This is a genomic window from Streptomyces sp. NPDC048603 (assembly GCF_043199475.1).
Lineage (GTDB): Bacteria > Actinomycetota > Actinomycetes > Streptomycetales > Streptomycetaceae > Streptomyces.
In genome coordinates, this window is the sequence record NZ_JBICVY010000002.1 from 249,919 (window position 1) to 276,419 (window position 26,501).

Below are 26,501 nucleotides of genomic sequence, written 5' to 3' on the forward strand. Positions count from 1 at the left end.
GTGCGGGAGGGGAGGACGTGGAGCCGCCCACGCCGCTGCGGCCCGCCGCTCGGGTCGTCTGCGTCGACGCCGCCGGCCGCGTACTGCTGCTCCGCTGGCGGGATCCTTCGGACGGATCGCTGCTGTGGGAGCCGCCCGGCGGCGGCATCGAGCCCGGTGAGACGCCGCTGGCCGCGGCACGCCGCGAACTGGCCGAGGAGACCGGGCTCGACCCGGCCGCCGTCCTGGACCGCTCGGTGCCGGTCGACCGTGACATCCGGTGGAACGGCGGGCGGTACGTCGGCCAGGAGCACTTCTTCGCCGCCCGGTTCGCCGGGGAGCAGCCCGAACCAGTCCGGACCGGCCTGCTCCCCGACGAACAGGCCAACATCCAGACCCACGCCTGGGTTCCCTGGTCCGAGCTGCGCGCACTGCCCGATCCGCTCGAACCTCCCCACCTGCTCGCCGTACTCGCGGCCCTGCTGCCGGACGGTCCCTGGAACGGCGGCCGTCTTCGGGGGTGAGAGCGGGTCCCGTCCCCGGAGCAGGCCGGGGACGGGACGAAGGTGTCAAGGGGCGAGCAACTCGGCCTGGAGGAACGGCACTCCCGACGAGCGCCCCCAACCCCGCTCGCGCGCCGACGCCCAGTCGCAGGGCTCGGACGACCGGGGTCAGTGTCCTGGAGTCCGCGGCGGACGCAGCAGGCCCAGGGCGCAGCCCGCCGCGGTGAGCCCGACGGCCGCGGCGAAGGCGCCCGCATGGGTCCCGGGCCACAGCACCAGCGCCCAGGGATCCGCCCCGCCCGCGGTGGAACCGGCGGCACCGCACACCATCGGGAAGGCGACGGTGAGCGGGGCGGCCGCCCGGTGTCCCACCAGCGGGACGAGCAGCAGCGCGAGGCCGAAGTACAGGGCGGTGTTCCGGCCGGTGGCGAGCGCGATGCCCGCGGCGCCGGCCCCCGCCTCGTGTCCCGCCACTCCCAACGCGAGGGCGAAGGCCGCCGGTCCGGCCGCGGCCAGGGCGTCGTACCGGTGCACCGGACGCACGGCCGTCGCCTCCGTCACCGGTCCGATCCGCCCGGTCATGGCCACCCACAGCACGGCGGGCACCACGGTGCTCATCCCGGCGAGCACGAAGACCCCGGTCCCGGACCGGAAGGCGGGCAGCGGAAGCTGGGTGTCACCGACCGCGATCCCGGCCAGTACGGTCAGCAGGGTGACGGCCGTCAGCAGCGCAAGGGCCCGGGAGCGCGCCCACCAGATCACCGGACACCACTCCGGCCGCAGTCGGTGAGGCTGTCCCGCCCGGCCCGGAACCATTCCGACTGTGCCGCCCGTGGCTGCTCCAGCACCGCCCGCACCCTGGCGTCGGACGGCGGCTCGCCGGTCGCGACGGCCGTCAGCCAGCCCAGCAGAGGTTCGCGGGCGGGCTGTTCGCAGCCGAGCGGCGCGGGCAGCAGGGCGGCGGCGGTGGTACGGGTGACCTCCTCGGGCGACAGCTCGCCCGTCCGGCCCAGTACACCTGTGTCCGGGCCGCCCGCCGGGTCCTGGGTGAGGGCCGCGGGCACCGGGACCCCGGCGGCGCCGAGCCGCCCCGTCTCGGTGCGGATCTGCGCCACGACCGCGGTCCGTCCCGGCGTCTCGGGCCACAGGCAGACCCGCGGGCGGGCCGAGGCGTCACAGGCCAGCTCGGCCGCGGCGCGCGGAACCGTCCCGTCGTAGCCCATCCGCTGGCCGAACCCGGCGGCGAGCGTGGTGCCCAGGGCCAGGACGGCGACCGCGGTGACGGCGGTGCCCACTGTCGCCCGGTGCGCCGTCAGCAGCGCGGCGGCGCACGCGGCGGCCGTGAAGATGCCCGCTGCCCACAGGGTGTCCGGTGCGACCGCCTGACCGACGCCGCAGCAGCCTGTGATCGGGTTCCCGACCAGGTGCCGGGGCCAGGGCGTCTGCCAGGAAGCCGGGAAGGCCATCACCCAGAACGCCCCGACCAGGGCGACCGGCCCGGCGGCCAGGCGGGGCAGCACGAGCCCGGCGAGGTACCCGGTGAGCGTGGCGGCCAGGAGCAGCAGCGCCGCCACGGCGGGGATCGGGGGACGGGAGAGGTCGGGGGCCGTGCCGTCGGCGGCGACGGCGGCCATCACCAGCGCGACCGCGTAACCGCCCAGGCCCATCAGCCAGACCGGTGCCAGGACCGGCAGCGCGATGCCGAGCCGGCCCCGGGCCGGAGCCTGCTCGAAGACCCGGCCCTGCTTCAGCCGGCCGCCCTCCCAGGCCGCGCTCCCCGCGCAGGCCGCAGCGATGTACGGCAGGGCGGAATGGGCCGCGGTGAGCACGGACAGGCCGTAGCCGGGGACCGGGTGGAGGGTTCCGTCCGCCCGCAACAGCAGGACGACCAGGCCGGCCAGCAGAGGTGCCAGGACCACCGCCGAGGAGGACCGCAACAGGGTGCGCAGCCGCATCGTCAGACCTCCCGTCCGACGAGCCGGCCGTAGGCGGCCTCCGCCCGCTCCCGGCCGGAGCCGGACGTGCCGTCGGGGGCCAGCGCGTGGAACTCCGCCGGGCTGCCCCGGAACCGTACGGCGCCCCGGTCGAGGACCACCACCCGGTCGTACAGGTCGGCCAGGTCCTCCGTCTGATGGGTCGACACCACGACCTGCACGGTCCGGGACAGCTCGGCCACCAGCTCGCGGAACACCCGCCGCTGCACCGGGTCCAGCCCCGCCGTCGGCTCGTCCATCAGGATCAGCTCGCTGCTGTGGCACAGGGCTCCCGCGATCCCCGTCCGGCGCAGCTGCCCGCCGCTCAGCCGGTTGCTCCGGCGCCCGGCCAGGTCCGCCAGCCCGACCCGCTCCAGGGCCCGGCCGGACGCCTCCCACGCCGCCCGCCGGTCCATCCCCTTCAGCCAGCCCGCGTACGCGACCTGCTCGCGCACGGTGAGCCCGGGGACCGGGGTGATCTGCTGCGGGATCCAGGCCACCCGGCGCCGGTAGGCGGCCAGGCCGCGCCGGTCGGGACGGGCTCCGCCGAAGGAGACCGAGCCGCGCGCCGGGGACAGTTGGGAGGCCGCCAGTCCCAGGAGCGTGGACTTGCCCGCTCCGTTGGGGCCCAGCAGCACGGTCGCGGACGCGTCGGCCACCAGCCCGAAACCGGAGAACACCGGAGTGCGCGCCGAGTACCCGAAGGTGATGTCATCGAGAACCAGAACCATGATCTGTGCCGACGCGACCCCGCCCCGGAAGGTTCTCCTCCGCCGGCGTGCGGCCGGAAACGGCCGGTATGCGCCCCATCATGTCGCGTTTACCCCCGCTTTCCCCCGCCCCCGTTGGCGTACACGGCGGCGGGGTGTGGGGAGCGCGGCGGCTAGAGCTCGGTGACCTTGCCCTCCGAGACCTCCAGGCGGCGCGTGGTGCGGACGGTGTCGAGCATGCGGCGGTCGTGGGTGACCAGCAGGAGGGTGCCCTCGTAGGACTCCAGGGCCGATTCCAGCTGCTCGATCGCCGGGAGGTCGAGGTGGTTGGTGGGCTCGTCGAGGACCAGCAGGTTCACGCCGCGGCCCTGCAGCAGGGCCAGCGCGGCGCGGGTGCGCTCGCCCGGGGAGAGGGTGGCGGCCGGACGGAGGACGTGTGCGGCCTTCAGGCCGAACTTGGCCAGCAGGGTGCGCACATCGGCCGGTTCGGTGTCCGGGACGGCCGCGCAGAACGCCTCCAGGAGGGACTCCTCGCCGAGGAACAGACCGCGGGCCTGGTCGACCTCGCCCACCAGCACCCCGGAGCCGAGGACCGCCGAACCGGAGTCCAGCGCGAGCCGGCCCAGCAGAGCGGCCAGCAGGGTGGACTTGCCCGAGCCGTTGCCGCCGGTGATCGCGACCCGGTCCGCCCAGTCGATCTGCAGGCTGACCGGGCCGAACCGGAAGCCCCCGCGCAGGACTTCGGCCTCCCGCAGGGTGGCCACCACCGAGCCGGAGCGCGGCGCCGCCGCGATCTCCATGCGCAGCTCCCACTCCTTGCGGGGCTCGTCGACGACCTCCAGGCGTTCGATGGCCCGCTGGGTCTGCCGCGCCTTGGCCGCCTGCTTCTCGCTCGCCTCCGAGCGCAGCTTCCGGCCGATCTTGTCGTTGTCGGTGGTCTTGCGGCGGGCGTTGCGGACGCCCTTGTCCATCCAGTTGCGCTGCATCAGGGCACGGCCTTCCAGGGCCGCGCGCTTGTCGGCGTACTCCTCGTAGTCCTCGCGGGCGTGCCGGCGCGCGGTCGCCCGCTCCTCCAGGTAGGACTCGTAGCCGCCGCCGTAGAGGTTCACCTGCTGCTGGGCCAGGTCGAGTTCCAGGACCTTGGTGGCCGTACGGGCGAGGAACTCGCGGTCGTGGCTGATGACCACGGTGCCCGCGCGCAGCCCCTTCACGAACCGCTCCAGCCGGTCCAGGCCGTCCAGGTCCAGGTCGTTGGTGGGCTCGTCGAGCAGGAAGACGTCGTACCGGGAGAGGAGCAGGGAGGCCAAGCCGGCGCGGGCGGCCTGCCCGCCGGAGAGCGCGGTCATCGGGAGGTCGAGGCTCACGGCGAGGCCGAGCTCGTCGGCGGTCTCCTGCGCCCGGTCGTCCAGGTCCGCACCGCCCAGGTTCAGCCAGCGGTCGAGCGCCGCGGCGTACGCGTCGTCGGCGCCCGCCACCCCGTCGACCAGGCCCTGGGTGGCCGAGTCCAGGTCCGCCTGGGCGGCCGCGACCCCGGTGCGCCGGGCCAGGAACTCGCGTACCGACTCACCGGGACGGCGCTCCGGCTCCTGCGGCAGGTGGCCCACGGCGGCGGTCGGCGGGGACAGCCGGAGCTCGCCGTCCTCCGGGGCGTCCAGGCCGGCCAGCAGCCGGAGCAGGGTGGACTTGCCGGCGCCGTTGACGCCGACCAGGCCGATGACGTCCCCGGGCGCGACGACGAGGTCGAGCCCGGAGAAGAGGGAGCGCTCACCGTGACCGGCGGCGAGGTCCTTGGCGACGAGGGTTGCAGTCATGATCTGACGATCCTAGGCGGTCGGGGCGGGGCGGCCGGGCGGTGCGTGGCAGGAAAGGTGGGATGCCCGTCATTGCAGACACCGGACGGCGCGCACAGGATGGAGTCATGCCGCTGCGAAACGTGCTGGTCCTCCTCTACGACGGGGTGCAGAGCCTGGATGTCACCGGTCCGGTGGAGGTGTTCGCCGCGGCCGCCCGCTTCCCGTCGGCGGACGGCGGCTACCGCATCCGTACCGTCGCGCCGGGCGGCGGGCCGGTCCGCACCAACAGCGGGCTGTGCCTCGTCCCGGACGGCGCGCTGGAGGACGTGCCGGACGCGGAGGTGGGGGAGGAGACCACCCTCCTGGTGCCCGGCGGGCAGTACTCGGGGGACTTCGATCCCCGCCTCACCGGCTGGCTCCGCGTGCACGGGGGTCGTGCGGGCCGGCTGGTGTCCGTCTGCACCGGCGGGCTGCTGCTCGCCGAGGCGGGACTGCTCGACGGGCACCGGGCGACCACGCACTGGTACTCCTGTGAGCGGATGGCCCGGGACTACCCGGAGGTCACGGTGGAGCCGGACCCCATCTTCGTCCGGGACGGGAAGGTGTCCACCAGCGCCGGGGTCACGGCCGGGATCGACCTGGCCCTCGCCCTGGTGGAGGAGGACTTCGGCGGGGACCTCGCCCTGTCCATCGCCCGGCACCTGGTGGTGTTCCTGCGCAGGCCGGGCAACCAGGCGCAGTTCAGCGCCCAGCTGTCGGCGCAGACCGCACGCCGCGAACCCCTGCGGGAGGTCCAGCACTGGATCGCCGAGCATCCCGGGGAGGACCTCAGCGTCGAGGCGCTGGCCGCCCGCGCGCGGCTCTCGCCGCGGCACTTCGCCCGCGCCTTCCAGGCGGAGACCGGCGTCACCCCGGGACGGTACGTCGAACGGGTGCGGGTCGAGCACGCCCGTCGGCTGCTGGAGGAGACCCGGGAGGGCGTGGCGCAGGTCGCCCGGTCCTCCGGCTACGGCACCCCCGAGGCGCTGCGGCGGGCCTTCGTCCGCGCCCTGGGCCAGCCCCCGGCCGAGTACCGGCGCAGGTTCGGCCCCGAGCGATCCCGACCCGGACCGCACCCCGCCGAGCCCTCGCCGCGGACCCCTCACCTCTGACCGCTCACCTCTGACCGCTCAGCCCTGACCGTTCACCCCTGGGCACTCACGCCCGACCACCGGGCACGTAGCGCTGACCAATCGCCACACTCATCACCCTGGAGGAAACATGCAGATCGCCATCCTGCTCTATGACCGCTTCACCAGCCTCGACGCCGTCGGTCCCTCCGACACCCTCGGCTACATGCCCGGTGCCGAGATCGTGTTCGTCGCCGAGCGCCCCGGGCCCGTACACAACGACTCCGGCGCCCTCGCGATCGTCGCCGACAAGGCGCTCGACGAGGTGACCCGCCCCGACATCGTCGTCGTCCCGGGAGGCCCGGGGCAGAGCGACCAGATGGAGAACACCGTCCTGCTGGACTGGCTGCGCGCGGTCGACGTGACCTCCACCTGGACCACGTCCGTCTGCACCGGCTCGCTGCTGCTGGCCGCGGCCGGGCTGCTGGAGGGCCGCCGGGCGGCCAGCCACTGGCTGGCCCTGGAGGAGCTGCGGAAGTACGGTGCCGAGCCGACGGCGGAGCGGGTGGTCACCGACGGCAAGTACGTCACCGCCGCGGGCGTCTCCTCGGGCATCGACATGGGGCTCACCCTGGTCGGGCGGATCGCCGGGGACCGCGTCGCCCAGAGCGTGCAGCTGCTCACCGAGTACGACCCGCAGCCGCCCTACGACGCGGGCTCGCCGCAGAAGGCCCCGGCCGACCTCGTCGAGGAGTGGCGGGCCAAGAGCCGCTTCATCCTCGAGTAGGTTCCGCGCCCCCGGTCCAGGTGAAGACCGGGGCCCGGCGTTCCAGGAACGCGGCGACCCCCTCGGCGTGGTCGCCGCTCTCCTCCATCTCCGCCGCCCAGTACGCGTCGCGGTCCGTTCGCCCGTCCGCGAACTCCTTCGCCGCCGCCTGGGTGAGCAGCGAGCGCGAGGCCAGTACCGCCGCGAACCCGGCGACCCGCTCGTCCAGGCCGTCGGCCGGGTGCACCTCGTCCACCAGGCCGGTGCGCAGGGCCCGCTCCGCGTCGATCAGCTCCGCGGAGAACAGCAGGTACTTGGCGGCGGCCGGCCCCACCAGCCGGGCCAGCCGCCGGGTCGAGGCCGACGGGTAGACGATGCCGAGCCGGGCCGGGGTCACCCCGAACAGCGCCCCCTCCGCCGCGAACCGCAGGTCGCAGGCAGCGGCCAGCTGGGTGCCGCCCCCCACGCAGTGCCCGCGGACGGCCGCCAGCGTCGGCTTGGGGAAGGCGGCCAAGGCCTCCTCAGCGGCGAGCGCCAGGGGCTTGGGGTCCTCCTCGCCGGTCAGTGAGGTGATGTCGGCCCCCGCGCAGAAGGTGCCGCCGGCCCCGGTCAGTACCACCACCCGTACGGCCGGGTCGCGCGCGAACCCGTCCAGCAGGTCCGGCAGCGCCCGCCACATGGCCGCGGTCATGGCATTGCGCCTCGCCGGGTGGGAGATGGTGACCGTGGCGACCCCGTCCGCGACGGAGGTCAGCAGCTGCGCGTCCATGCCGCGAATCCTATGATCAAAGGGATGTCCGGGGGATGCCGGCGGGGGGTGCTGGAGGTGCACGCCCATGGGCGCAGACGGGACCGACCGGACCGGCGGAACCGGCGGGACCAACGGGAAGAGCCGTGACGGCGGCACGGGCCGTGGCGGCGAGCCGAAGCAGGGCCGGGACAAACTCAGCCGCCACTACGGGTGGATGGCCGTACTCGGTGTGATCCTGGTGCTGGCCGGCCTGGTGGGCCTGGTCTACGCCGGCTTCGCGACCCTGACCACCATGTTCCTGTTCGGCTGTCTGCTGCTGATCGGCGGTGTGGTCGGGCTGCTGCAGGCGTTCCAGTCCCGCAAGAGCAACTACTTCTGGCTCGCCGTGATCATCGCCGCCATCAACATCGCGGCCGGGCTGGTGATCCTGGCCCGTCCCGAGGCCAGCGCCGAGGCGCTCACCATGTTCGCCGCGCTGTTCTTCCTGATCGGCGGGCTGTTCCGGCTGGCCGGCGCCGTGGTGGTGCGGGGACCCGATCTGGGGCTGACGCTGGCGCAGGGCGCCTTCGGGGTGCTGCTCGGCCTGCTGATCCTGTGGGAGTGGCCCGGCAGCAGCCTCTACGTGATCGGTACGTTCTTCTCGCTCGCCCTGCTCTTCGACGGGCTGGCGCTGATCGCCCTCGGTGTGGGGGCGCGGCGCATCCTCGGCCTGGTCAGCGAGGAGGAGACGGCACCGGCGGGGCCTGCGGGCGGTGGGCGGGCCGCCGTGGACGGAGCCGGAAAGGGTCCCACGGAAGATCAGGAACAGTCCAACAACTGACGCTGTCATAAACCAGCGGTCAGAAAGTGCCCGAATGACGCTGACTTGTGGTCAGCGGTCCGGTCCGGACCAGCGCATTCCCCACCCTTGACGCGTGGAGACGATCGAGCGCGAAGACGGGGGCCGGAAGATGGACGCGGACGTCAGCGGGACGGCGCCGCCGGCCCGGTACGAAGGGGTGTGGAGGTTCACCGCCCCCGCGGTTGAAGAATCCGTTCCGCAGGCCCGCCGGGCCGTCCGCGACCTGCTCGGGCGGCAGGGTGTGCCGGCCGACCGGGACCTGGTCTACACCCTGCTCCTGATCGTCTCCGAGCTGGTCACCAACTCGGTGCGGCACGCCGCCCTGCTCTCGCCCGAGGTCGCGGTCGAGGTGGCCATCGGCCGGGACTGGGTACGGGTGGCGGTGGAGGACAACCACCCGTACCGCCCCAAGGCGCTGGAGGCGGACTTCGGCCAGACGGGCGGGCGGGGCCTGCTGCTGGTGCGCGAGACCACCCGGGAGGCCGGCGGGGTCTGCGACGTCGAACACACGGCGGGCGGCGGCAAGGTGATCTGGGCGGCCCTGCCGCTGGTCCCCGCCCCGCGCTGACCGGCGCGGTACTGCCGGCCGGCGACTACCAGCCCGCGGCGTCCCCGGTCAGTTCACGGATCGCCGGCCGGGCCGCGTCCAGCACGGTCATGAACCAGGCCGAGAACGGCTGCTCCGCGTGCCGCTTGGCGAGCTCCTCCGGCGTGACGAAAGCGGTGTCGCCGACCTCCTCCGGATCGGGCCGCAGCGCGGCCTGCGCGAGTCCCACGAAAAGGTGGTTGTACTCCTGCTCCACCAGCCCCGACGCCGGGTCCGGGTGGTTGTACCGGACCGTGCCCGCCTCCGCGAGCAGCGAGGGCGACACCCCCAGCTCCTCGTACGTCCGCCGGGCCGCGGCCGCGAAGGGGGACTCCCCGGGATAGGGGTGCCCGCAGCAGGTGTTCGACCAGACGCCGGGGGAGTGGTACTTCCCCAGGGCGCGCTGCTGCAGCAGCAGTCTTCCCTGGCCGTCGAAGAGGAAGACCGAGAAGGCCCGGTGCAGCTGTCCGGGAGCCTGGTGCGCGGCGAGCTTCTCCGCGGTGCCGATGGTCCTGCCTGCCTCGTCGACCAGTTCGAGCATGATCGGTTCCTGCGGGGCGGTGCCGTTGGACGCGGGGTGCGCGGCGGTGGCTGGTGTGATCGGCATGACCATCCTTCGCTTCGGAATACGGCTTCCAGTCTGACGCACAAATGCCGCTTGTCCGCACTTCGTCCGTCCGCGCATGTCCGCCGCCCGTCCCGTGCTATGGGTCACGGGACGGGCGGCGGACGGAGAGCGGCCGGACGGCCTGTCAGACCCCGAGCTGCCTGTCAGACCCCGGACGGCGGGTCAGACCCCGAACGGCGCCGGATACGCGATCGTGCCCGCCGGAACGGCCGCGGAGCCGTCCAGGACCAGTGCCATCAGCGCCTCGTCCGGCACCTCGAAGGGCGCCCGGATCCCGTACCGCGAAGCCGGCACGAAACCGAAGCGCGGGTAGTACTCCGGATGGCCGAGCACCAGCACCAGCGCCTCACCGCGCTCCCGCGCCGCCTCCAGCAGCGCGCGTACGACGGCACTGCCCGCCCCCGAGCGCTGCACCGCCGGGTCGGCGGCCACCGGGGCCAGCGCCAGCGCCGGCACCCCGTCCACCGTGCAGCGGGTCAGCAGGGCGTGCGCCGCGACCGTGCCGTCCGGCCCCTCGGCCACGAACGACAGGCCCGGCAGCCAGGACGGGTCCGTGCGCAGCGCGTCCACCAGGTCCGCCTCCAGCGGTGTGCCGAAGGCAGCCAGGTTCACCGCCCGTACGGCACCGGTGTCGGCCGGGGTCTCCGGCCGGGCCGGCCAGGACCGGGCCGCCGCGCCCGTTCCGGCGGTGGCCGGGCGCAGCACGTAGCCCGTGTACCCGTACTCGTGTCCGTGCCGCTCCCGTACGGCGATCTCCTCGAGGGTCGCGGACAGCGCGGCCGCCATCCCGGGGGCGTCCTCAATCCGACGGGGCTTCGCCGCGGCGGCGCGGGCGGCCAGCGGGCCGTAGTACTCGTCCCAGTCGGAGCCGGGCTGCGGGAACACCCCGAGCACCCGGTAGCCGGCGGCCTGGACGGCGGCCAGGTTCCCGGCGCCGGTGCGCAGCGCGTAGTGCCGGTCCCAGAACGCTCGGACGGCGGCCGAGGGCTCCTCCGCCGTCCACTCGCACTCGGTCAGCACCAGGGTGCCGCCGGGAGCGAGCAGCCGCCGCCATGCGGCCAGCGCGGTGTCGAAGCCGATCGCGTAGGCGGAGCTCTCCGCCCAGATGAGGTCGAAGGACCCGTCGGCGAAGGGGAGCGCCCCCATGTCGGCGTGGACGGGACGGATCCGGCCGGCCAGGCCACGGGCCTCGGCGGCCTCCCGGAGCTCGTCGAGGAACTCCTCGTGGAGATCGACGGCGGTCACCTCGGCGAGGCCGGCGCCGCCCGCCTCGGCGGCGAGCAGCAGGGCGCTGCGGCCGGGGCCGCAGCCGAGGTCCAGGACCCGCGGCCGCTCCGGGAGCGGCCCGGCCAGGGAGAGCAGCCGGCGGGTGGTCGCGTCGGAACCGGGGCCCTGCCGGGGCAGGCCGCGGTGCAGGGTGAAGAACGCCTCACGGAATGCGTGCGGATCCCGCGCATCGTGAAGGTCGTGAAGGTCGTCGAGAGAAGTGTGGTCGGTCAACGTGAACCCTTGAACGGGGGCTCCGGCCGACGGGGCGGCTGCGGACGGTCAGTGGAAACCGTTCGGTCAGGCCCGGCCGGACGCCCGGAGGAAGTCGGGGATGTACCGGATCTCGCCGCGCTCGGCAGCGATCACTGCGACGGTCATCAACCCCACCCCTTCCCGATTTGTCCGGCCTGTGACGTCCGTACGGCCTTTACGGAGCTCGTACGCGTCTGCGCCCACCCTAACATCCAGGCGGTTTGTGGGCCGAAGCCCGGATCATCAATGATGATCAAGCGGCGGACGGTCGGGGTGTGAACAGGGGGTGAACCCCGGCTTCCATTCATCCGATAGCCTCTGCCGACGTGCTGCCGCCCCACGAGGCGCCCGTTCCAAGGAGTGAGTTCGTCGCCGACCGCCATCCTCACCGGCCCACCGGTCCCCGGATCACCGATCGAAGGCGACCTCCGCACCCTCGGCTTCGAGGTCACCACCGCCGACGGCCCGGCCGGAGCGGCGGCCGCCCTGGCCGCCGTACCCGCCGACCAGCGGGTGGCCGTGGTGGACAGCGCCTTCGTCGGGCACCTTCACGCACTGCGCCTGGCCCTCACCGACCCGCGCTTCGACGCCTGCGCCGTCCCCGGCGCGCTCACCGTGCAGCCGGCCGCCCGGGCCGCCCTCATCCGCGCCGTGAGCCGCGTCACCGTCCCCGAGACCGCCCCGGCCGACGCGTCCGCGCGGGCCGGCCGCGACGGGGACGGCCCGTACGCGGGCCGGCTGGCCGACGTACTGGAGGCGGACGGCACGGCGGTGCAGCGGCCCGAGCTCGGCAGCCTGGTCGCCGCCGTGCCCGCCGGCCCGGCCGAGCGCGCCGAGGCGGTTGCCGCGGTCGCCGCGGTGGACGACGAGGCGGTCCGGCTGCGCTCCGCCGTGAAGTCCCGCGACGGGTTTTTCACCACCTTCTTCATCAGCCCGTACTCGCGCTACATCGCCCGCTGGTGCGCGCGCCGCGGCCTCACCCCCAACCAGGTCACCACCGCCTCGCTGATCACCGCGCTGATCGCGGCGGGCTGCGCGGCCACCGGTGACCGCTGGGGCTACGTGGCGGCCGGCGTGCTGCTGCTCGTCTCCTTCGTCCTGGACTGCACCGACGGGCAGCTCGCCCGCTACTCCCTGCAGTACTCGACGATGGGCGCCTGGCTGGACGCCACCTTCGACCGGGCCAAGGAGTACTCCTTCTACGCCGGTCTGGCGCTCGGCGCGGCCCGCAACGGCGACGACGTCTGGGCGCTCGCGCTCGGCGCGATGATCCTCATGACCTGCCGGCACGTGGTCGACTTCGCCTTCAACGAGGCCAACCACGACGCCACCGCCAACACGAGCCCCACCGCCGCGCTCTCGGACCGGCTGGACAGCGTCGGCTGGACGGTCTGGGCCCGCCGCATGATCATCCTGCCGATCGGCGAGCGCTGGGCGATGATCGCGGTGCTCACCGCCGCGACCACCCCGCGGATCGTCTTCTACGCGCTGCTGGTCGGCTGCGCCCTCGGTGCTCTCTACACCACCGCCGGCCGCGTCCTCCGCTCCCTGACCCGCAAGGCGCGGCGGACGGACCGGGCCGCGCAGGCCCTCTACGACCTCACCGACTCCGGCCCGCTGGCCGAGTTCCCGCGGCGCCTGCTGAAGGCCCGCAAGCCCGCCGCGACCTCGGTGCTCGTCGCCGGTGTCGCCACCGTCGCCATGATCGGCCTGGCCCTTTCCAGGCCCTTCGGGGACCCGGTGCTGATCGCCGTCGCCGTGCTCTACGCCGTGGCCGCCGGAGAGGCCGTCTCCCGCCCCCTCAAGGGCGCCCTGGACTGGCTGATCCCGCCGCTGTTCCGCGCCGCCGAATACACCACGGTGCTGATCCTGGCCGTCAAGGCGGACGTGAACGGAGCCCTTCCGGCGGCTTTCGGGCTGGTGGCGGCCGTCGCCTACCATCACTACGACACGGTGTACCGCATCCGCGGCGGCACCGGCGCGCCCCCGCACTGGCTGGTGCGGATCACCGGCGGTCACGAAGGCCGGGTCCTGGTGGCCGTGGTCCTGTCCGTCGTCCTCGCGCGCGCTGACTTCCCGGTCGCGCTCACGGCCCTCGCCGCGTTCGTGGCCCTCGTGGTGCTCGTGGAGAGCATCCGCTTCTGGGTGTCCTCCGGAGCACCCGCCGTACATGACGAAGGAGAACCAGCATGATCGGCCTTGTCCTCGCTGCCGGTGCCGGACGCCGTCTGCGTCCGTACACCGACACCCTCCCCAAGGCCCTCGTGCCCGTCGGCCCCGAAGGTGACGAGGAGAGCCTCACGGTCCTCGACCTGACCCTGGGCAACTTCGCCGAGGTCGGCCTCACCGAGGTCGCGATCGTCGTCGGCTACCGCAAGGAGGCCGTGTACGAGCGCAAGGCCGCCCTGGAGGCCAAGTACGGCCTGAAGCTCACGCTGATCGACAACGACAAGGCCGAGGAGTGGAACAACGCCTACTCCCTGTGGTGCGCCCGTGACGTCCTGAAGCAGGGTGTGATCCTCGCCAACGGGGACACCGTCCACCCGGTCTCGGTCGAGAAGACGCTGCTCGCCGCCCGCGGCAACGGCCAGAAGATCATCCTCGCCCTCGACACGGTCAAGCAGCTGGCCGACGAGGAGATGAAGGTCATCACGGCAGACGGCCAGGGCGTCCGCAAGATCACCAAGCTGATGGAGCCGGCCACCGCGACCGGCGAGTACATCGGCGTCACCCTGATCGAGCCGGAGGCCGCCGAGGAGCTGGCCGACGCGCTCAAGGTGACCTTCGAGCGCGACCCCGACCTCTACTACGAGGACGGCTACCAGGAACTGGTCAACCGCGGCTTCACCGTCGACGTGGCCCCCATCGGCGACGTCAAGTGGGTCGAGATCGACAACCACGACGACCTCGCCAAGGGCCGGACGATCGCATGCCAGTACTGACGAGGCTCATTCCCTCCCCGGTCGTCGTCGACATCAGCAACGGGGCGATGGACAAGCTGGACGGCATCCTCGCCGACCAGCGGATCTCCGCCTCCGGCAAGCTGGCGATCGCGATCAGCGGCGGCTCCGGCCGGGCGCTCCGCGCCCGGCTGGCCCCGGTCCTGCCCTACGCCGACTGGTACCCGGTCGCCGACGGCACCATCGACTCGGCGGTCAAGCTCGCCGATGACATAAAGGGCCGCCGCTACGACGCCGTGGTGGGTCTGGGCGGCGGCAAGATCATCGACGTGGCGAAGTACGCCGCGGCGCGGGTCGGGCTGCCGATGGTGGCGATCGCCACCAACCTCTCGCACGACGGGATCTGCTCCCCGGTGTCCATCCTGGACAACGACAACGGGCGCGGTTCCTACGGTGTCCCCACCCCGATCGCCATGGTGATCGACCTCGACGTGATCCGCGAAGCCCCCACCCGGTTCATCCGGGCCGGCATCGGGGACGCGATCTCCAACATCTCGTCGATCGCCGACTGGGAGCTGTCGCACAAGATCACCGGAGAGGCCGTGGACGGCCTGGCCGCCGCCATGGCCCGCACCGCCGGCGAGTCGGTGCTGCGCCACCCCGGCGGCTGCGGGGACGACGAGTTCCTCACGGTGCTCGCCGAGTCCCTCGTCCTGACCGGCATCGCCATGTCGATCAGCGGGGACAGCCGGCCGGCCTCCGGCGCCTGCCACGAGATCAGCCACGCCTTCGACCTGCTCTACCCGGGGCGCTCCGCGCTCCACGGCGAGCAGGTGGGCCTCGGCGCCGCCTTCGCGATGCACCTGCGCGGGGCCCGGGAGCAGTCCGGGCTCTTCGTGGAGGTGCTGCGCCGGCACGCACTGCCCGTGCTGCCCGAGGAGATCGGGTTCAGCGTGGACGAGTTCGTCGCGGCCGTCGAATACGCCCCGCAGACCCGCCCGGGACGGTTCACCGTCCTGGAGCACCTCAACCTGTCCGAAGCCGACATCAGGGACGCGTACGCCGACTATGCCAAAACCATCCGTAGCTGAGCTCCGCCCGGTCGTCCATCCGGCGGGCGTGAAGGACCGGCGCAGCGGAGAGCACTGGGGCGGCCGCCTGTACATGCGCGAGGTCTCCCTGCGCATCACCCGCCTGCTGGCGAACACCAAGGTCACGCCGAACCAGCTGACCTACCTGATGACGCTGTGCGGCGTGCTGGCCGCCCCGGCCCTGCTGATCCCCGGGATCTGGGGCGCCGTCCTCGGTGTCGTCTTCGTACAGCTCTACCTGCTGCTCGACTGCGTCGACGGCGAGCTCGCCCGCTGGAAGAAGCAGTACTCGCTGTCCGGGGTCTACCTGGACCGGGTCGGCGCCTACCTGTGCGACGCGGCCGTCCTCACCGGCTTCGGCCTGCGCGCCGCGGACCTGTGGGGCGAGGGGCGCGTCGACTGGCTGTGGGCCTTCCTGGGCACCCTCGCCGCGCTCGGCGCGATCCTGATCAAGGCCGAGACCGACCTGGTCGGGGTGGCCCGCCACCAGGCCGGAATGGCCCCGGTCCAGGAGGCCGCGGCCGAGCCCCGCTCCTCCGGCGTGGCGCTCGCCCGCCGGGCCGCCGCCGCGCTGAAGTTCCACCGGCTGATCCTCGGCATCGAGGCCTCCCTGCTCATCGTGGTGCTGGCGGTGCTGGACCAGATGCGGGGCGACCTGTACTGGTCCCGGGTCGGCGTCGCCGTACTGGCCGCCATCGCGCTCCTGCAGACGGTGCTGCACCTGGTGTCCGTCCTCGCCTCCAGCAGGCTCAAGTGACCGCCCCGCTGCGCATCGGCGCGGTGATCATCACCATGGGAACCCGGCCCGACGAGCTCAAGGCGCTCCTGGAGTCGGTGGCCCGGCAGGACGGCGACCCGATCGAGGTGGTCGTGGTCTGCCAGGGCGTGAAGCTGGACGGGCTGCCCGAGGGCGTCCGTACCGTCGAGCTCCCGGAGAACCTCGGCATCCCCGGCGGCCGCAACGTGGGCATCGAGGCGTTCGGCCCCGGCGGCCGCGACGTGGACGCCCTCATGTTCCTCGACGACGACGGACTGCTGGAGCGCACCGACACCGCGGAGCTGTGCCGGCAGGCGTTCGCCGAGGACCCGCGGCTCGGGATCATCAGCTTCCGGATCGCCGATCCGGAGACCGGCACCACCCAGCGCCGGCACGTGCCGAGGCTGGGCTCCTCCGACCCGATGCGGTCCTCGCGGGTGACCACCTTCCTGGGCGGCGCCAACATCGTCCGGACCCGGGTGTTCCAGGAGATCGGCGGCCTGCCCGACGACTTCTTCTACGCCCACGAGGAGACGGACCTGGCCTGGCGGGCCCTGGACGCGGGCTGGATGGTGGACTACCGGGCCGACATGGTGCTGCTGCACCCGGCCACGTCGCCCTCCCGGCACGCCCAGTACCACCGGCTGGTGGCCCGGAACCGGGTGTGGCTGGCGCGGCGGAACCTGCCCCTCCTCCTGGTCCCCGTCTACCTCGCGGTGTGGGTGCTGCTCACCCTGGTCCGCCGTCCGTCGAAGTCCGCCCTGGCGGCGTGGTTCGCGGGATTCAAGGAGGGGTGGCAGACTCCCTCCGGGCCCCGGAAGCCGATCAAGTGGCGCACCGTATGGCTGCTGACCCGGCTGGGGCGACCGCCCGTCGTCTGACCGGCCGGGGCTCTGCGACCATGGACGCTCTGGGACCATGGAACGTCGTACCCGGAGCCGGTGCCCTGAGCCCGACGCCCACACCTGCCGCATCTTGAAGACGAAAGTTTCAACTTGTGAGTGACACAACCCACGACGGCGCCCTCGCCACGAGCACGCCGCCGTCCGCCGATGTGGGGCTGACCCCCTCGCAGCTCGCTGCCAAGTACGGGCTCTCGGTGAGCGGGGCCCGGCCAGGGCTTGCCGAGTACGTGCGGCAGATCTGGGGCCGGCGCCACTTCATCGTGGCCTTCTCGCGGGCCAAGCTGATGGCCCAGTACAGCCAGGCCAAGCTGGGCCAGATCTGGCAGGTGGCGACGCCGCTGCTGAACGCGGCCGTGTACTGGCTGATCTTCGGCGTGATCCTCGGCGCGGGCAAGGAGATGCCCTCCGGCGTCTACGTCCCGTTCCTGATGATGGGCATCTTCGTCTTCACCTTCACCCAGAGCTCGCTGATGGCCGGTGTCCGGTCGATCTCCGGCAACCTGGGTCTGGTCCGGGCCCTGCACTTCCCCCGGGCCACCCTGCCGATCTCGTTCTCGCTGCAGCAGCTCCAGCAGCTGATGTACTCGATGATCGTGGTGTTCATCATCGCGATCGCCTTCGGCAACTACCCGAAGCTCTCCTGGCTGCTGGTGATCCCGACGCTGGCGCTGCAGTTCGTCTTCAACACCGGTCTGGCGATGGTCTTCGCGCGGATGGGCGCGAAGACCCCCGACCTGGCGCAGCTCATGCCGTTCATCATGCGTACCTGGATGTACGCCTCCGGCGTGATGTTCCCGATCGCGGCCTACCTCGAGGACCAGCCGGCCTGGGTCAGTGACCTGCTGCTGTGGAACCCGGCGTCGATCTACATGGACCTCGTCCGGTTCGCGCTGATCGACGAGTACGGCGCGAGCAACCTGCCGCCGCACGTCTGGGCCTTCGCCGTCGGCTGGGCCGTGGTGATCGGAGCCGGCGGGTTCATCTACTTCTGGAAGGCAGAGGAGCGTTACGGCCGTGGCTGACAATTCCCAGGGGCGCATCCCCACGGTCATCGCCGACGACGTCCACATCGTCTACCGGGTCAACGCCGGTGGCGGCGGCAAGGGCAGCGCCACGTCGGCGATGAGCAGAATACTCCGGCGCAAGGGCGAGCAGCCCGGCGTGCGCCGGGTGCACGCCGTCCGCGGCGTCACCTTCACCGCGTACCGGGGCGAGGCCATCGGCCTCATCGGTACCAACGGCTCCGGCAAGTCGACCCTGCTGCGGGCCATCGCCGGCCTGCTGCCGACCGAGTCCGGCAAGGTCTACACCGACGGGCAGCCCTCGCTGCTCGGTGTGAACGCCGCGCTGATGAACGACCTGACCGGTGAGCGCAACGTGATGCTCGGCGGCCTGGCCATGGGCATGTCCCGTGAGGAGATCCTCGGCCGGTACCAGGAGATCGTCGACTTCTCGGGCATCAACGAGAAGGGCGACTTCATCTCCCTTCCCATGCGCACGTACTCCTCCGGCATGGCGGCGCGCCTGCGCTTCTCCATCGCGGCCGCCAAGAACCACGACGTGCTGATGATCGACGAGGCGCTGGCCACCGGTGACCGCAAGTTCCAGATCCGCTCCGAGGAGCGGATCCGCGAGCTGCGCAAGGAAGCCGGCACGGTGTTCCTGGTCAGCCACAGCAACAAGTCGATCCGGGACACCTGCGACCGGGTGCTGTGGCTGGAGAAGGGCGAGCTGCTGATGGACGGGCCGACCGAAGAGGTCGTCCGTGCTTACGAGAAGGAGACCGGGCGCTAGGGGCGACACGCCCGGCCCGGCTCGTTCGGCGGGCCCCCGACGCACCCGGGTGCGTCGGGGGCCTCGTCGTGTGGCGTCCGGCGGGTGGGACGGGCGCGACATCCCGCAACGCCGCGTGTACCCGCGCGCTCGGCCCGGCGTTGTACAACGTAAGCTGGACCGGTCCTGAATCGCGGGCGGCGTGTCCGAAATGGGATGTATTGGGATGGCGTGTAGAACGGGAGATGTGACGGCAATGGCTACGGGAGACCTCCGGACACCGGGCGGACCGGCCGTCCCCGCCCCGGGCGGCGGGCGGTGACCCCGGGGCCCGGCATCCGGCCCGACGCCACCCCGCACGCCACGCCGGCGACCGAGCCCGCGACGCACGCCACGCCCGCCGGCCACGCCGGAGACCTCGCGCACGTCACGCACGCCACGCTCGGCAAGGCCGCGGCCGAGAACTTCCCGGTCGCCCCCGCCTTCCTCCCGCGCGCCTGGCGCGAGAGCCTGATGGCCGTCTACGGCTACGCCCGCCTGGTCGACGACATCGGCGACGGCGACCTCGCCCCCGGCGGGGCGGACGCCGCCCTCCTGGGTCTGGACCCGGCCGCCGCCGAGGACCGGCTCGCCGCCCTCGACGCCTTCGAGGCCGACCTGCGGCGCGTCTTCCACGGCACCCCGCGCCACCCGCTGCTGGCCTCCCTGCAGCCCGTCGTACGCGCCCACGGACTCACCCCCGAGCCCTTCCTCGGCCTGATCGAAGCCAACCGGCAGGACCAGCGGGTGGCGCGCTACGCCACGTACCGGGAGCTCGCCGGATACTGCGAGCTGTCCGCCAACCCCGTCGGCCGCCTGGTGCTCTCGATCACCGGGACCGCCACCCCCGAGCGGATCCGCCGCTCCGACGAGATCTGCACCGCCCTGCAGATCGTCGAGCACCTCCAGGACGTCACCGAGGACCTCGGCCGCGACCGGATCTACCTGCCCGCCGAGGACATGCGGCGCTTCCACGTCACCGAGGCCGACCTGGCCGCCCCCACCGCGGGCGCGGCCGTCCGCTCGCTGATCGCCTACGAAGCCGAACGGGCCCGGCACCTGCTGGACGCCGGCACCCCCCTCGTCGGCAGTGTGCACGGCAGGCTCCGGCTGCTCCTCGCGGGGTTCGTCGGGGGCGGGCGTGCCGCACTCCGCGCGATCTCCGCCGCCGGATTCGACGTCCTTCCCGGCCCGCCCGGGCCCACCAAGACCGGCCTGCTCCGCGAGGTGGCCGCCGTACTGCGCCCAGCGCCGAGAAAGGGGTGAGCCCCACCGTGGAGGGCACCCACGCGTCCGCACCGGTAGCCGCCGCCTACAGCTACTGCGAGGCCGTCACCGGCGCACAGGCACGCAACTTCGCGTACGGCATCCGGCTGCTGCCGACCGACAAGCGGCAGGCGATGTCGGCGCTGTACGCCTTCTCCCGGCGCGTCGACGACATCGGCGACGGCACGCTGCCGGCCGAGGCGAAGCTGACCCGGCTGGAGGAGACCCGCGCGCTGCTCGGCCGGATCCGCGACGGCCGCGTCGAGGAGGACGACACGGACCCCGTCGCGGTCGCCCTCGCGCACGCCGCGCGCCGGTTCCCGATCCCCCTCGGCGGCCTCGACGAGCTGATCGACGGCGTGCTCATGGACGTACGCGGCAAGGAGTACGAGACCTGGGAGGAGCTCAGGGACTACTGCCGCTGCGTGGCCGGAGCCATCGGCCGGCTCTCGCTCGGCGTGTTCGGCACCGCCCCCGGGGCGCGCGACGCGGCCCGCGCCTCCGAATACGCGAACACGCTCGGCCTCGCCCTGCAACTCACCAACATTCTCCGGGACGTCCGCGAGGACGCCGCCAACGGCCGTACCTACCTGCCCGCGGAGGACCTCGCCAAGTTCGGCTGCGCCGAGGGCTTCGACTCCGGCCGCGCCCCGGCAGGCTCGGACTTCCCGGGCCTGGTCCACCACGAAGTACGGCGCGCCCGGGCCCTGTTCACCGAGGGCTACCGGCTGCTGCCCATGCTCGACCGGCGCAGCGGCGCCTGCGTGGCCGCGATGGCCGGCATCTACCGCCGGCTCCTCGACCGCATCGAGCGCGAGCCGTACGCCGTCCTGCGCGGCCGCGTCTCGCTCCCGGTCCGGGAGAAGGCGTACGTCGCCGTGCGCGGCCTGTCCGGCCTCGACGCGCGCACCATCTCCCGCCAGAGCGCCAGGAGGCGGCCACTGTGACCTCCGCACACCACCAGGACGGGGAGGACGCGTGAACGACCACCGTGCCGTCGTCGTCGGCGGTGGCCTCGCCGGGGTCACCGCCGCGCTCGAACTCGCCGGGGCCGGGCTGGACGTCACCCTGCTCGAAGGGCGGCCGCGGCTGGGCGGGCTCGCCTTCTCCTTCAAGCGCGGCGACCTGACCGTCGACAACGGGCAGCACGTCTACATGCGCTGCTGCACCGCCTACCGCTGGTTCCTGGACCGGATCGGGGGCACCGCCCTCGCACCGCTGCAGGACCGCCTCGACGTGCCCGTCCTGGACGTGGCGCACCCCCAGGGGCCCCGGCTCGGCCGGCTGCGCCGCGCCGCGCTGCCGGTCCCGCTGCACCTGGCGGGCTCGCTGGCCCGCTACCCCCACCTGTCTCTCGCCGAGCGCGCGGCCGTCGGCCGGGCCGCGCTCGCCCTGCGCCGGCTCGACCCCGCCGACCCGGCCCTGGACGGCGTGGACTTCGCGACCTGGCTCGGCCGCCACGGCCAGTCGGCCCGTACCGTCGAGGCCCTCTGGGACCTCGTCGGCATCGCCACCCTCAACGCCACCGCCGGGCACTGCTCGCTCGGGCTGGCCGCCATGGTGTTCAAGACCGGTCTGCTGTCCGAGCCCGGCGCCGCCGACATCGGCTGGGCCCGGGTCCCGCTCGGCGACCTGCACGACACCCTGGCCCGCAAGGCCCTCGACGCGGCCGGCGTCCGCACCGCCGTGCGCACCCGGGTCACCGGCATCTCCCGCACCCCGGACGGGGACTGGCAGGTCGGCACGGAGGGCGAGAGCCTGACCGCCGGGACCGTGGTCCTGGCCGTCCCGCAGCGCGAGGCGCACGGACTGCTGCCGCACGGTGCCCTCGACGACCGGGACAAGCTGCTCGACATCGGCACCGCGCCCATCCTCAACGTGCACGTCGTGTACGACCGGAAGGTCCTCAGGCAGCCCTTCTTCGCGGCGCTCGGCTCCCCCGTCCAGTGGGTCTTCGACCGCACCGACGCCTCCGGTCTCACCGACGGCGGCCAGTACCTCGCGCTGTCCCAGTCCGCCGCGCAGGCCGACATCGACGAGCCCGTCCAGGTGCTGCGCCGCAAGTACCTGCCCGAACTGGAGCGGCTGCTCCCGGCCGCGCGCGGCGCCAAGGTCCGGGACTTCTTCGTCACCCGGGAGCGGACAGCGACGTTCGCACCCACCCCCGGCGTCGGCCGGCTGCGGCCCGCGGCCCGCACCGACGCGCCCGGCCTCTACCTCGCGGGTTCGTGGACGGCCACCGGCTGGCCCGCGACCATGGAGAGCGCCGTCCGGAGCGGTCTCGGCGCGGCGCACGCCGCTCTTGCCGTGCTCGGCCGCCCCCGCGAGAACCGACTTCAGGAGGCGGCATGACCCTCACGGGCACCACCGGCACCACCAGCAAGACCGGCACCACGACAGCACGTACAGGAACAAGAGGAGAGCCAGTGAACCCGGGGAACCATACGGGCAACGTCGCGAAGGCGGACACGCTCGCGCTGCTGGAGCGCGGACGCGCGCTCTCGACCCCGGAGCTCCGTGCGGCCGTCGACCGGCTCGCACCGCCCATGAACACCGTCGCCGCCTACCACTTCGGGTGGATCGACGCCCAGGGCAACCCCGCCGACGGGGACGGCGGCAAGGCCGTCCGTCCCGCGCTGGCCCTGCTCTCCGCGGAGGCCGCCGGCGCGTCGCCCGAGGTCGGCATCCCCGGCGCCGTCGCCGTCGAGCTCGTGCACAACTTCTCGCTGCTGCACGACGACCTGATGGACGGCGACGAGCAGCGCCGCCACCGCGACACCGTCTGGAAGGTGCACGGCCCCGCCCAGGCCATCCTGGTCGGCGACGCCCTGTTCGCCCTGGCCAACGAGGTGCTGCTGGAGCTCGGCACCGCCGAGGCCGCCCGCGCCACCCACCGGCTGACCATCGCCAGCCGCAAGCTCATCGACGGCCAGGCCCAGGACATCTCCTACGAGCACCGCGAGCGCGTGAGCGTCGAGGAGTGCCTGGAGATGGAGGGCAACAAGACCGGCGCGCTGCTCGCCTGCGCCGTGTCCATCGGCGCGGTGCTCGGCGGCGCCGACGACCGTACGGCCGACAAGCTGGAGGAGTACGGCTACCACCTCGGCCTCGCCTTCCAGGCCGTCGACGACCTGCTGGGCATCTGGGGCGACCCGGAGTCCACCGGCAAGCAGACCTGGAGCGACCTGCGTCAGCGGAAGAAGTCCCTGCCGGTGGTCGCCGCCCTCGCGGCCGGCGGCGAGGCCTCTGAGGAACTCGCGCGGCTGCTCGCCGAAGACGCCAAGAGCAGCGACTTCGAGAACTTCTCGGAGGCCGAGTTCGCCCACCGCGCCGCCCTCATCGAGCAGGCCGGCGGCCGTCAGTGGACCGCCGACGAGGCGCGCCGCCAGCACGCCGTGGCCGTCCGGGCCCTGGAGGACGTGGACATGCCGCAGCGGGTCCGCGAACAGCTCGTGGAGCTGGCCGACTTCGTGGTCGTCCGCAAGAAGTGAGCACCACCCGTACGGGCATATGACCCGCGAGTCGCCGGCCGGCGCCGGCAGCCCGTAGCGCGCCGGCCGACGGCATACCCCAGCACAGCAGAGGACACTGCACGAAGGGGAAGCCATGACAGCGACGACGGACGGACCCGCCAACCCCGGCGGGGATCCGACCAGCGGAAACACCGAAGCCGCGGCCGGCGGGCCCCAGGAGGTCCCGCACGGCGGCGGCCCGGGGCCCGGGGCGCCGACCGGCTCCGTCCGGTCCCGGTCCCGGTCCCGCTCCCAGGCCGGCCCGGCCAGGCGCGGAGCGGACGGCGAACCCGCCACGGCCGGACGGCCGGCCGGCGGCCGGCCCGGGGCGCCGAGCCCCGTCGAGGACGCCGTCGCACGGGCGACGGCCCACCTGCTCACCCGCCAGGACCCCGCCGGATGGTGGAAGGGCGACCTGCAGACCAACGTCACCATGGACGCCGAGGACCTCCTGCTGCGGCAGTACCTCGGCATCCGGGACGAGCCGACCACCCGGGCCGCCGCCCTGTTCATCCGCGGCGAGCAGGGCGCGGACGGCACCTGGGCCACCTTCCACGGCGGACCGCCCGACCTCAACGCCACCATCGAGGCGTACGTCGCCCTGCGGCTGGCCGGGGACCCGCCCGACGCCCCGCACATGGTCCGCGCGTCGGCGTGGATCCGGGCCCGCGGCGGCATCGCCTCCGCCCGCGTGTTCACCCGGATCTGGCTCGCCCTGTTCGGCTGGTGGAGCTGGGACCACCTGCCCGAACTCCCGCCGGAGCTCGTGTTCCTGCCGCCCTGGGTGCCGCTGAACATCTACGACTTCGGCTGCTGGGCCCGGCAGACCATCGTCCCGCTGACCGTCGTGTCCGCGCACCGGCCCGTCCGGCCCGCCCCCTTCGCCCTGGACGAGCTGCACACCGACGCCCGCGATCCCCACCCGGCCAGACCGCTCGCCTCCGCCGGGAGCTGGGACGGCGTCTTCCAGCGCATGGACAAGGTGCTGCACCTCTACCGCAAGGTGGCCCCGCGCCGGCTGCGCGGTGCGGCCATGCGTTCCGCCGCCCGCTGGATCATCGAACGGCAGGAGAACGACGGCTGCTGGGGCGGCATCCAGCCGCCCGCCGTGTACTCGGTGATCGCCCTGAGCCTCCTCGGGTACGACCTGGAGCACCCCGTGATGCGGGCGGGCCTGGAGTCCCTGGACCGGTTCGCGGTCTGGCGCGAGGACGGTGCCCGGATGATCGAGGCGTGCCAGTCCCCGGTCTGGGACACCTGCCTGGCCGCGATCGCGCTCGCCGACGCGGGCCTGCCCGCCGATCACCCCGCCCTGGTCGCCGCGGCCGACTGGATGCTCGGCGAGGAGATCACCAAGATCGGTGACTGGGCCGTTCGGCGGCCCAGGCTCGCCCCCGGGGGCTGGGCCTTCGAGTTCCACAACGACAACTACCCGGACATCGACGACACCGCCGAGGTCGTGCTCGCCCTGCGCCGCATCAGGCACCCCGACCCGGCCAGGATGGAGGCCGCGATCGCCCGCGGCGTCTCCTGGAGCCTCGGCATGCAGTCGGGCAACGGCGCGTGGGGCGCGTTCGACGCGGACAACACCAGCCCGCTCCCCAACCGGCTGCCGTTCTGCGACTTCGGCGAGGTCATCGACCCCCCGTCGGCCGACGTCACCGCGCACGTGGTGGAGATGCTCGCGGTGGAGGGCCGGGCGGGCGACCCGCGCACCTGGCGGGGCATCGAGTGGCTGCTGGCCGAACAGGAGCCGGGCGGTGCCTGGTTCGGACGCTGGGGCACCAACTACGTGTACGGCACCGGGTCGGTGCTGCCGGCCCTGGCCGCCGCCGGGATCCCCGCCTCGCACCCCGCGGTGCGGCGTGCCGTGGCCTGGCTGGAGTCCGTACAGAACGACGACGGCGGCTGGGGCGAGGACCAGCGCTCCTACCGGGACCCGGAGCGGTGGGCCGGCCGCGGCGACTCCACCCCCTCGCAGACCGCGTGGGCCCTGCTCGCGCTGCTGGCGGCGGGGGAGCGGGACGGCAAGGCCGTGGAACGGGGCATCGGATACCTGACCGACACCCAGCGGGAGGACGGCTCCTGGGACGAGCCGCACTTCACCGGCACCGGCTTCCCCTGGGACTTCTCCATCAACTACCACCTGTACCGGCAGGTGTTCCCCCTCACGGCCCTGGGCCGCTACCTGCACGGCGAGCCGTTCGGCTCCCCGGCAGGGCCGTCGGGCCCCGCCGCCGGGGCGTCCGCCACGGCGTCCTCCGGCACCGGCGGGGGTTCCACCGCCCCGGCGGCAGCGCCCGCGGCGGCCGACGCGTGGAGCGCCGCCTCGGACCCGGTGGATCCCCTGGGGGAGGCGTGATGGCCGCGCAGCGGGCCGGCCGGGCGGCCGGGGCCGCGGCGGCGCCGGACGGGGCAGCGGCCCCGCCGGGCGCACTGATCGTGGCCTGCGCGCTCGGTATCGAACGCCTCGCCCTGGGCCGGGCCGACCGGCCGGGAGCGCCCGATCCGCTGGCGGTGATCCGTACCGGGATGGGCCCGCGCGCCGCCGAACGGGCCGTCGGCGCGGCGCTCGCCGCACCCGGCATGGACGGGGCGGCCTTGGTCGCCACCGGCTTCTGCGCCGGGCTCGTGCCGGGCATGCACCCCGGCGACCTGGTGGTCGCCACCGAGACCCGGGACCCGCGCGGCACCGTCCTGTGCGACGGTACGGCGCTGCTCGCCGAGACACTGGCCCGGTTGCTGCCCGGCCGTACCGTCCACACCGGCCCGCTCACCGGCGCCGACCACGTCGTACGCGGGAACGAGCGCGCCGAGCTGCGGGCCGCCACCGGCGCGGTCGCCGTCGACATGGAGTCGGCGGCCACCCTGTGGGCGGCAGCACGGCTCCGGACGCCGGCCGGCGAACACGCTGCCGGGCCGGGCCCGGCCGGGAGGCCGCCCGTTGCCGCCGTCCGGGTGATCGTGGACGCCCCCGAGCACGAGCTCGTCCGTATCGGCACGGTGCGCGGTGGAATATCGGCCTTCCGTGTTCTCCGTGCCGTACTGCCCGCTTTTTTCGACTGGCACCGTTCGTTGCTGCTCCCCAGGAGGTGAGC

The 26,501-nt window shown here is 73.5% G+C and carries 25 protein-coding genes; 18 read left to right on the forward strand and 7 right to left on the reverse strand.

Annotated features, from left to right (window positions below; all coding sequences use genetic code 11):
- Positions 1-17 precede the first annotated feature (17 nt).
- Positions 18-503: an NUDIX hydrolase gene (locus tag ACGFQ9_RS04855; RefSeq protein WP_393571222.1), complete on the forward strand. Its 486-nt coding sequence runs from the start codon at positions 18-20 to the stop codon at positions 501-503.
- Positions 504-650: 147 nt separating this feature from the next.
- On the opposite strand, the gene ACGFQ9_RS04860 is transcribed toward ACGFQ9_RS04855, so the two are convergent.
- The 4 genes from ACGFQ9_RS04860 to ACGFQ9_RS04875 form a co-directional block, all read right to left on the reverse strand.
- Positions 651-1,244 carry a hypothetical protein gene (locus ACGFQ9_RS04860; protein WP_393571224.1) on the reverse strand — a complete coding sequence of 198 codons (594 nt, stop codon included), beginning with the start codon at positions 1,242-1,244 and terminating at the stop codon, positions 651-653.
- Positions 1,241-2,437 (reverse strand): hypothetical protein, encoded by a 1,197-nt coding sequence (locus tag ACGFQ9_RS04865; protein WP_393571226.1) that lies wholly within the window; start codon positions 2,435-2,437, stop codon positions 1,241-1,243. The genes ACGFQ9_RS04860 and ACGFQ9_RS04865 overlap by 4 nt, the downstream gene beginning before the upstream one ends.
- A gap of 2 nt (positions 2,438-2,439) precedes the next feature.
- Complete coding sequence (locus ACGFQ9_RS04870) at positions 2,440-3,186, reverse strand: ATP-binding cassette domain-containing protein (protein WP_393571227.1); 747 nt, start codon at positions 3,184-3,186, stop codon at positions 2,440-2,442.
- A 152-nt stretch (positions 3,187-3,338) separates the two neighbouring features.
- Complete coding sequence (locus ACGFQ9_RS04875) at positions 3,339-4,976, reverse strand: ABC-F family ATP-binding cassette domain-containing protein (RefSeq protein ID WP_393571229.1); 1,638 nt, start codon at positions 4,974-4,976, stop codon at positions 3,339-3,341.
- Between the two features lie 107 nt (positions 4,977-5,083).
- On the opposite strand from ACGFQ9_RS04875, the gene ACGFQ9_RS04880 reads away from it, so the two are divergent.
- Both ACGFQ9_RS04880 and ACGFQ9_RS04885 read left to right on the forward strand, forming a co-directional pair.
- Positions 5,084-6,109: a GlxA family transcriptional regulator gene (locus ACGFQ9_RS04880; protein ID WP_393571231.1), complete on the forward strand. Its 1,026-nt coding sequence runs from the start codon at positions 5,084-5,086 to the stop codon at positions 6,107-6,109.
- 109 nt (positions 6,110-6,218) lie between these two features.
- Positions 6,219-6,854 carry a DJ-1/PfpI family protein gene (locus ACGFQ9_RS04885; RefSeq protein ID WP_393571233.1) on the forward strand — a complete coding sequence of 212 codons (636 nt, stop codon included), beginning with the start codon at positions 6,219-6,221 and terminating at the stop codon, positions 6,852-6,854.
- Here the strand turns inward: ACGFQ9_RS04885 and ACGFQ9_RS04890 are convergent.
- Positions 6,841-7,602 carry an enoyl-CoA hydratase/isomerase family protein gene (locus ACGFQ9_RS04890; protein WP_393571235.1) on the reverse strand — a complete coding sequence of 254 codons (762 nt, stop codon included), beginning with the start codon at positions 7,600-7,602 and terminating at the stop codon, positions 6,841-6,843. The two genes, ACGFQ9_RS04885 and ACGFQ9_RS04890, sit on opposite strands and share 14 nt — an antisense overlap.
- Before the next feature lie 196 nt (positions 7,603-7,798).
- Here ACGFQ9_RS04890 and ACGFQ9_RS04895 point away from each other — a divergent pair, with 196 nt between their 5' ends.
- Both ACGFQ9_RS04895 and ACGFQ9_RS04900 read left to right on the forward strand, forming a co-directional pair.
- Positions 7,799-8,404, forward strand: coding sequence for an HdeD family acid-resistance protein (locus ACGFQ9_RS04895; RefSeq protein WP_393571855.1), 606 nt, complete (start codon positions 7,799-7,801; stop codon positions 8,402-8,404).
- A gap of 94 nt (positions 8,405-8,498) precedes the next feature.
- Positions 8,499-8,993, forward strand: a complete 495-nt coding sequence (locus ACGFQ9_RS04900; RefSeq protein WP_393571237.1) for an ATP-binding protein — start codon at positions 8,499-8,501, stop codon at positions 8,991-8,993.
- A gap of 25 nt (positions 8,994-9,018) precedes the next feature.
- On the opposite strand, the gene idi is transcribed toward ACGFQ9_RS04900, so the two are convergent.
- Positions 9,019-9,618 carry an isopentenyl-diphosphate Delta-isomerase gene (idi, locus tag ACGFQ9_RS04905; RefSeq protein WP_393571239.1) on the reverse strand — a complete coding sequence of 200 codons (600 nt, stop codon included), beginning with the start codon at positions 9,616-9,618 and terminating at the stop codon, positions 9,019-9,021.
- A 183-nt stretch (positions 9,619-9,801) separates the two neighbouring features.
- Positions 9,802-11,055 carry a GNAT family N-acetyltransferase gene (locus ACGFQ9_RS04910; RefSeq protein ID WP_393571857.1) on the reverse strand — a complete coding sequence of 418 codons (1,254 nt, stop codon included), beginning with the start codon at positions 11,053-11,055 and terminating at the stop codon, positions 9,802-9,804.
- Between the two features lie 465 nt (positions 11,056-11,520).
- Between ACGFQ9_RS04910 and ACGFQ9_RS04915 the strand changes: the two genes are divergently transcribed.
- The 13 genes from ACGFQ9_RS04915 to ACGFQ9_RS04975 all read left to right on the forward strand — a co-directional run bounded on the left by ACGFQ9_RS04915 (position 11,521) and on the right by ACGFQ9_RS04975 (position 26,499).
- Entirely contained in the window at positions 11,521-13,353 is a 1,833-nt protein-coding gene (locus ACGFQ9_RS04915) for a DUF5941 domain-containing protein (protein WP_393571241.1), read from the forward strand.
- On the forward strand, positions 13,350-14,102 hold the full coding sequence (locus ACGFQ9_RS04920) for a sugar phosphate nucleotidyltransferase (RefSeq protein WP_393571243.1): 753 nt from the start codon (positions 13,350-13,352) through the stop codon (positions 14,100-14,102). The genes ACGFQ9_RS04915 and ACGFQ9_RS04920 overlap by 4 nt, the downstream gene beginning before the upstream one ends.
- On the forward strand, positions 14,090-15,151 hold the full coding sequence (locus ACGFQ9_RS04925) for an iron-containing alcohol dehydrogenase family protein (RefSeq protein ID WP_393571244.1): 1,062 nt from the start codon (positions 14,090-14,092) through the stop codon (positions 15,149-15,151). Before ACGFQ9_RS04920 ends, ACGFQ9_RS04925 begins: the two co-directional genes overlap by 13 nt.
- The gene (locus tag ACGFQ9_RS04930; protein ID WP_393571246.1) at positions 15,129-15,908 is read left to right on the forward strand and encodes a CDP-alcohol phosphatidyltransferase family protein; all 780 of its coding nucleotides are present in this window, start codon (positions 15,129-15,131) and stop codon (positions 15,906-15,908) included. Before ACGFQ9_RS04925 ends, ACGFQ9_RS04930 begins: the two co-directional genes overlap by 23 nt.
- Positions 15,909-15,943: 35 nt before the next feature.
- Positions 15,944-16,789, forward strand: a complete 846-nt coding sequence (locus tag ACGFQ9_RS04935) for a glycosyltransferase family 2 protein (protein ID WP_393571859.1) — start codon at positions 15,944-15,946, stop codon at positions 16,787-16,789.
- A gap of 116 nt (positions 16,790-16,905) precedes the next feature.
- Entirely contained in the window at positions 16,906-17,835 is a 930-nt protein-coding gene (locus ACGFQ9_RS04940) for an ABC transporter permease (protein WP_393571248.1), read from the forward strand.
- Positions 17,828-18,607, forward strand: coding sequence for an ABC transporter ATP-binding protein (locus tag ACGFQ9_RS04945; protein ID WP_393571250.1), 780 nt, complete (start codon positions 17,828-17,830; stop codon positions 18,605-18,607). Before ACGFQ9_RS04940 ends, ACGFQ9_RS04945 begins: the two co-directional genes overlap by 8 nt.
- Positions 18,608-18,922: 315 nt before the next feature.
- On the forward strand, positions 18,923-19,891 hold the full coding sequence (gene hpnC / locus ACGFQ9_RS04950) for a squalene synthase HpnC (protein WP_393571861.1): 969 nt from the start codon (positions 18,923-18,925) through the stop codon (positions 19,889-19,891).
- Positions 19,888-20,838: a presqualene diphosphate synthase HpnD gene (hpnD, locus tag ACGFQ9_RS04955; RefSeq protein ID WP_393571252.1), complete on the forward strand. Its 951-nt coding sequence runs from the start codon at positions 19,888-19,890 to the stop codon at positions 20,836-20,838. The genes hpnC and hpnD overlap by 4 nt, the downstream gene beginning before the upstream one ends.
- Positions 20,839-20,869: 31 nt before the next feature.
- Positions 20,870-22,243, forward strand: a complete 1,374-nt coding sequence (gene hpnE / locus ACGFQ9_RS04960; RefSeq protein WP_393571254.1) for a hydroxysqualene dehydroxylase HpnE — start codon at positions 20,870-20,872, stop codon at positions 22,241-22,243.
- Positions 22,240-23,382, forward strand: coding sequence for a polyprenyl synthetase family protein (locus ACGFQ9_RS04965; protein WP_393571256.1), 1,143 nt, complete (start codon positions 22,240-22,242; stop codon positions 23,380-23,382). The genes hpnE and ACGFQ9_RS04965 overlap by 4 nt, the downstream gene beginning before the upstream one ends.
- 115 nt (positions 23,383-23,497) lie before the next feature.
- Positions 23,498-25,765: a squalene--hopene cyclase gene (gene shc / locus ACGFQ9_RS04970; protein WP_393571258.1), complete on the forward strand. Its 2,268-nt coding sequence runs from the start codon at positions 23,498-23,500 to the stop codon at positions 25,763-25,765.
- The gene (locus ACGFQ9_RS04975) at positions 25,765-26,499 is read left to right on the forward strand and encodes a 1-hydroxy-2-methyl-2-butenyl 4-diphosphate reductase (RefSeq protein ID WP_393571260.1); all 735 of its coding nucleotides are present in this window, start codon (positions 25,765-25,767) and stop codon (positions 26,497-26,499) included. Before shc ends, ACGFQ9_RS04975 begins: the two co-directional genes overlap by 1 nt.
- Positions 26,500-26,501 lie beyond the last annotated feature (2 nt).

Coding starts and splice junctions, on each gene's coding strand:
- ACGFQ9_RS04865 (WP_393571226.1), bottom strand. CDS start 2,437: ATGCGGCTGCGCACCCTGTTGCGGTCCTCCTCGGCGGTGGTCCTGGCA.
- ACGFQ9_RS04870 (WP_393571227.1), bottom strand. CDS start 3,186: ATGGTTCTGGTTCTCGATGACATCACCTTCGGGTACTCGGCGCGCACT.
- ACGFQ9_RS04875 (WP_393571229.1), bottom strand. CDS start 4,976: ATGACTGCAACCCTCGTCGCCAAGGACCTCGCCGCCGGTCACGGTGAG.
- ACGFQ9_RS04880 (WP_393571231.1), top strand. CDS start 5,084: ATGCCGCTGCGAAACGTGCTGGTCCTCCTCTACGACGGGGTGCAGAGC.
- ACGFQ9_RS04885 (WP_393571233.1), top strand. CDS start 6,219: ATGCAGATCGCCATCCTGCTCTATGACCGCTTCACCAGCCTCGACGCC.
- ACGFQ9_RS04890 (WP_393571235.1), bottom strand. CDS start 7,602: ATGGACGCGCAGCTGCTGACCTCCGTCGCGGACGGGGTCGCCACGGTC.
- ACGFQ9_RS04895 (WP_393571855.1), top strand. CDS start 7,799: ATGGCCGTACTCGGTGTGATCCTGGTGCTGGCCGGCCTGGTGGGCCTG.
- idi (WP_393571239.1), bottom strand. CDS start 9,618: ATGCCGATCACACCAGCCACCGCCGCGCACCCCGCGTCCAACGGCACC.
- ACGFQ9_RS04920 (WP_393571243.1), top strand. CDS start 13,350: ATGATCGGCCTTGTCCTCGCTGCCGGTGCCGGACGCCGTCTGCGTCCG.
- ACGFQ9_RS04925 (WP_393571244.1), top strand. CDS start 14,090: ATGCCAGTACTGACGAGGCTCATTCCCTCCCCGGTCGTCGTCGACATC.
- ACGFQ9_RS04930 (WP_393571246.1), top strand. CDS start 15,129: ATGCCAAAACCATCCGTAGCTGAGCTCCGCCCGGTCGTCCATCCGGCG.
- ACGFQ9_RS04935 (WP_393571859.1), top strand. CDS start 15,944: ATGGGAACCCGGCCCGACGAGCTCAAGGCGCTCCTGGAGTCGGTGGCC.
- ACGFQ9_RS04965 (WP_393571256.1), top strand. CDS start 22,240: ATGACCCTCACGGGCACCACCGGCACCACCAGCAAGACCGGCACCACG.
- shc (WP_393571258.1), top strand. CDS start 23,498: ATGACAGCGACGACGGACGGACCCGCCAACCCCGGCGGGGATCCGACC.
- ACGFQ9_RS04975 (WP_393571260.1), top strand. CDS start 25,765: ATGGCCGCGCAGCGGGCCGGCCGGGCGGCCGGGGCCGCGGCGGCGCCG.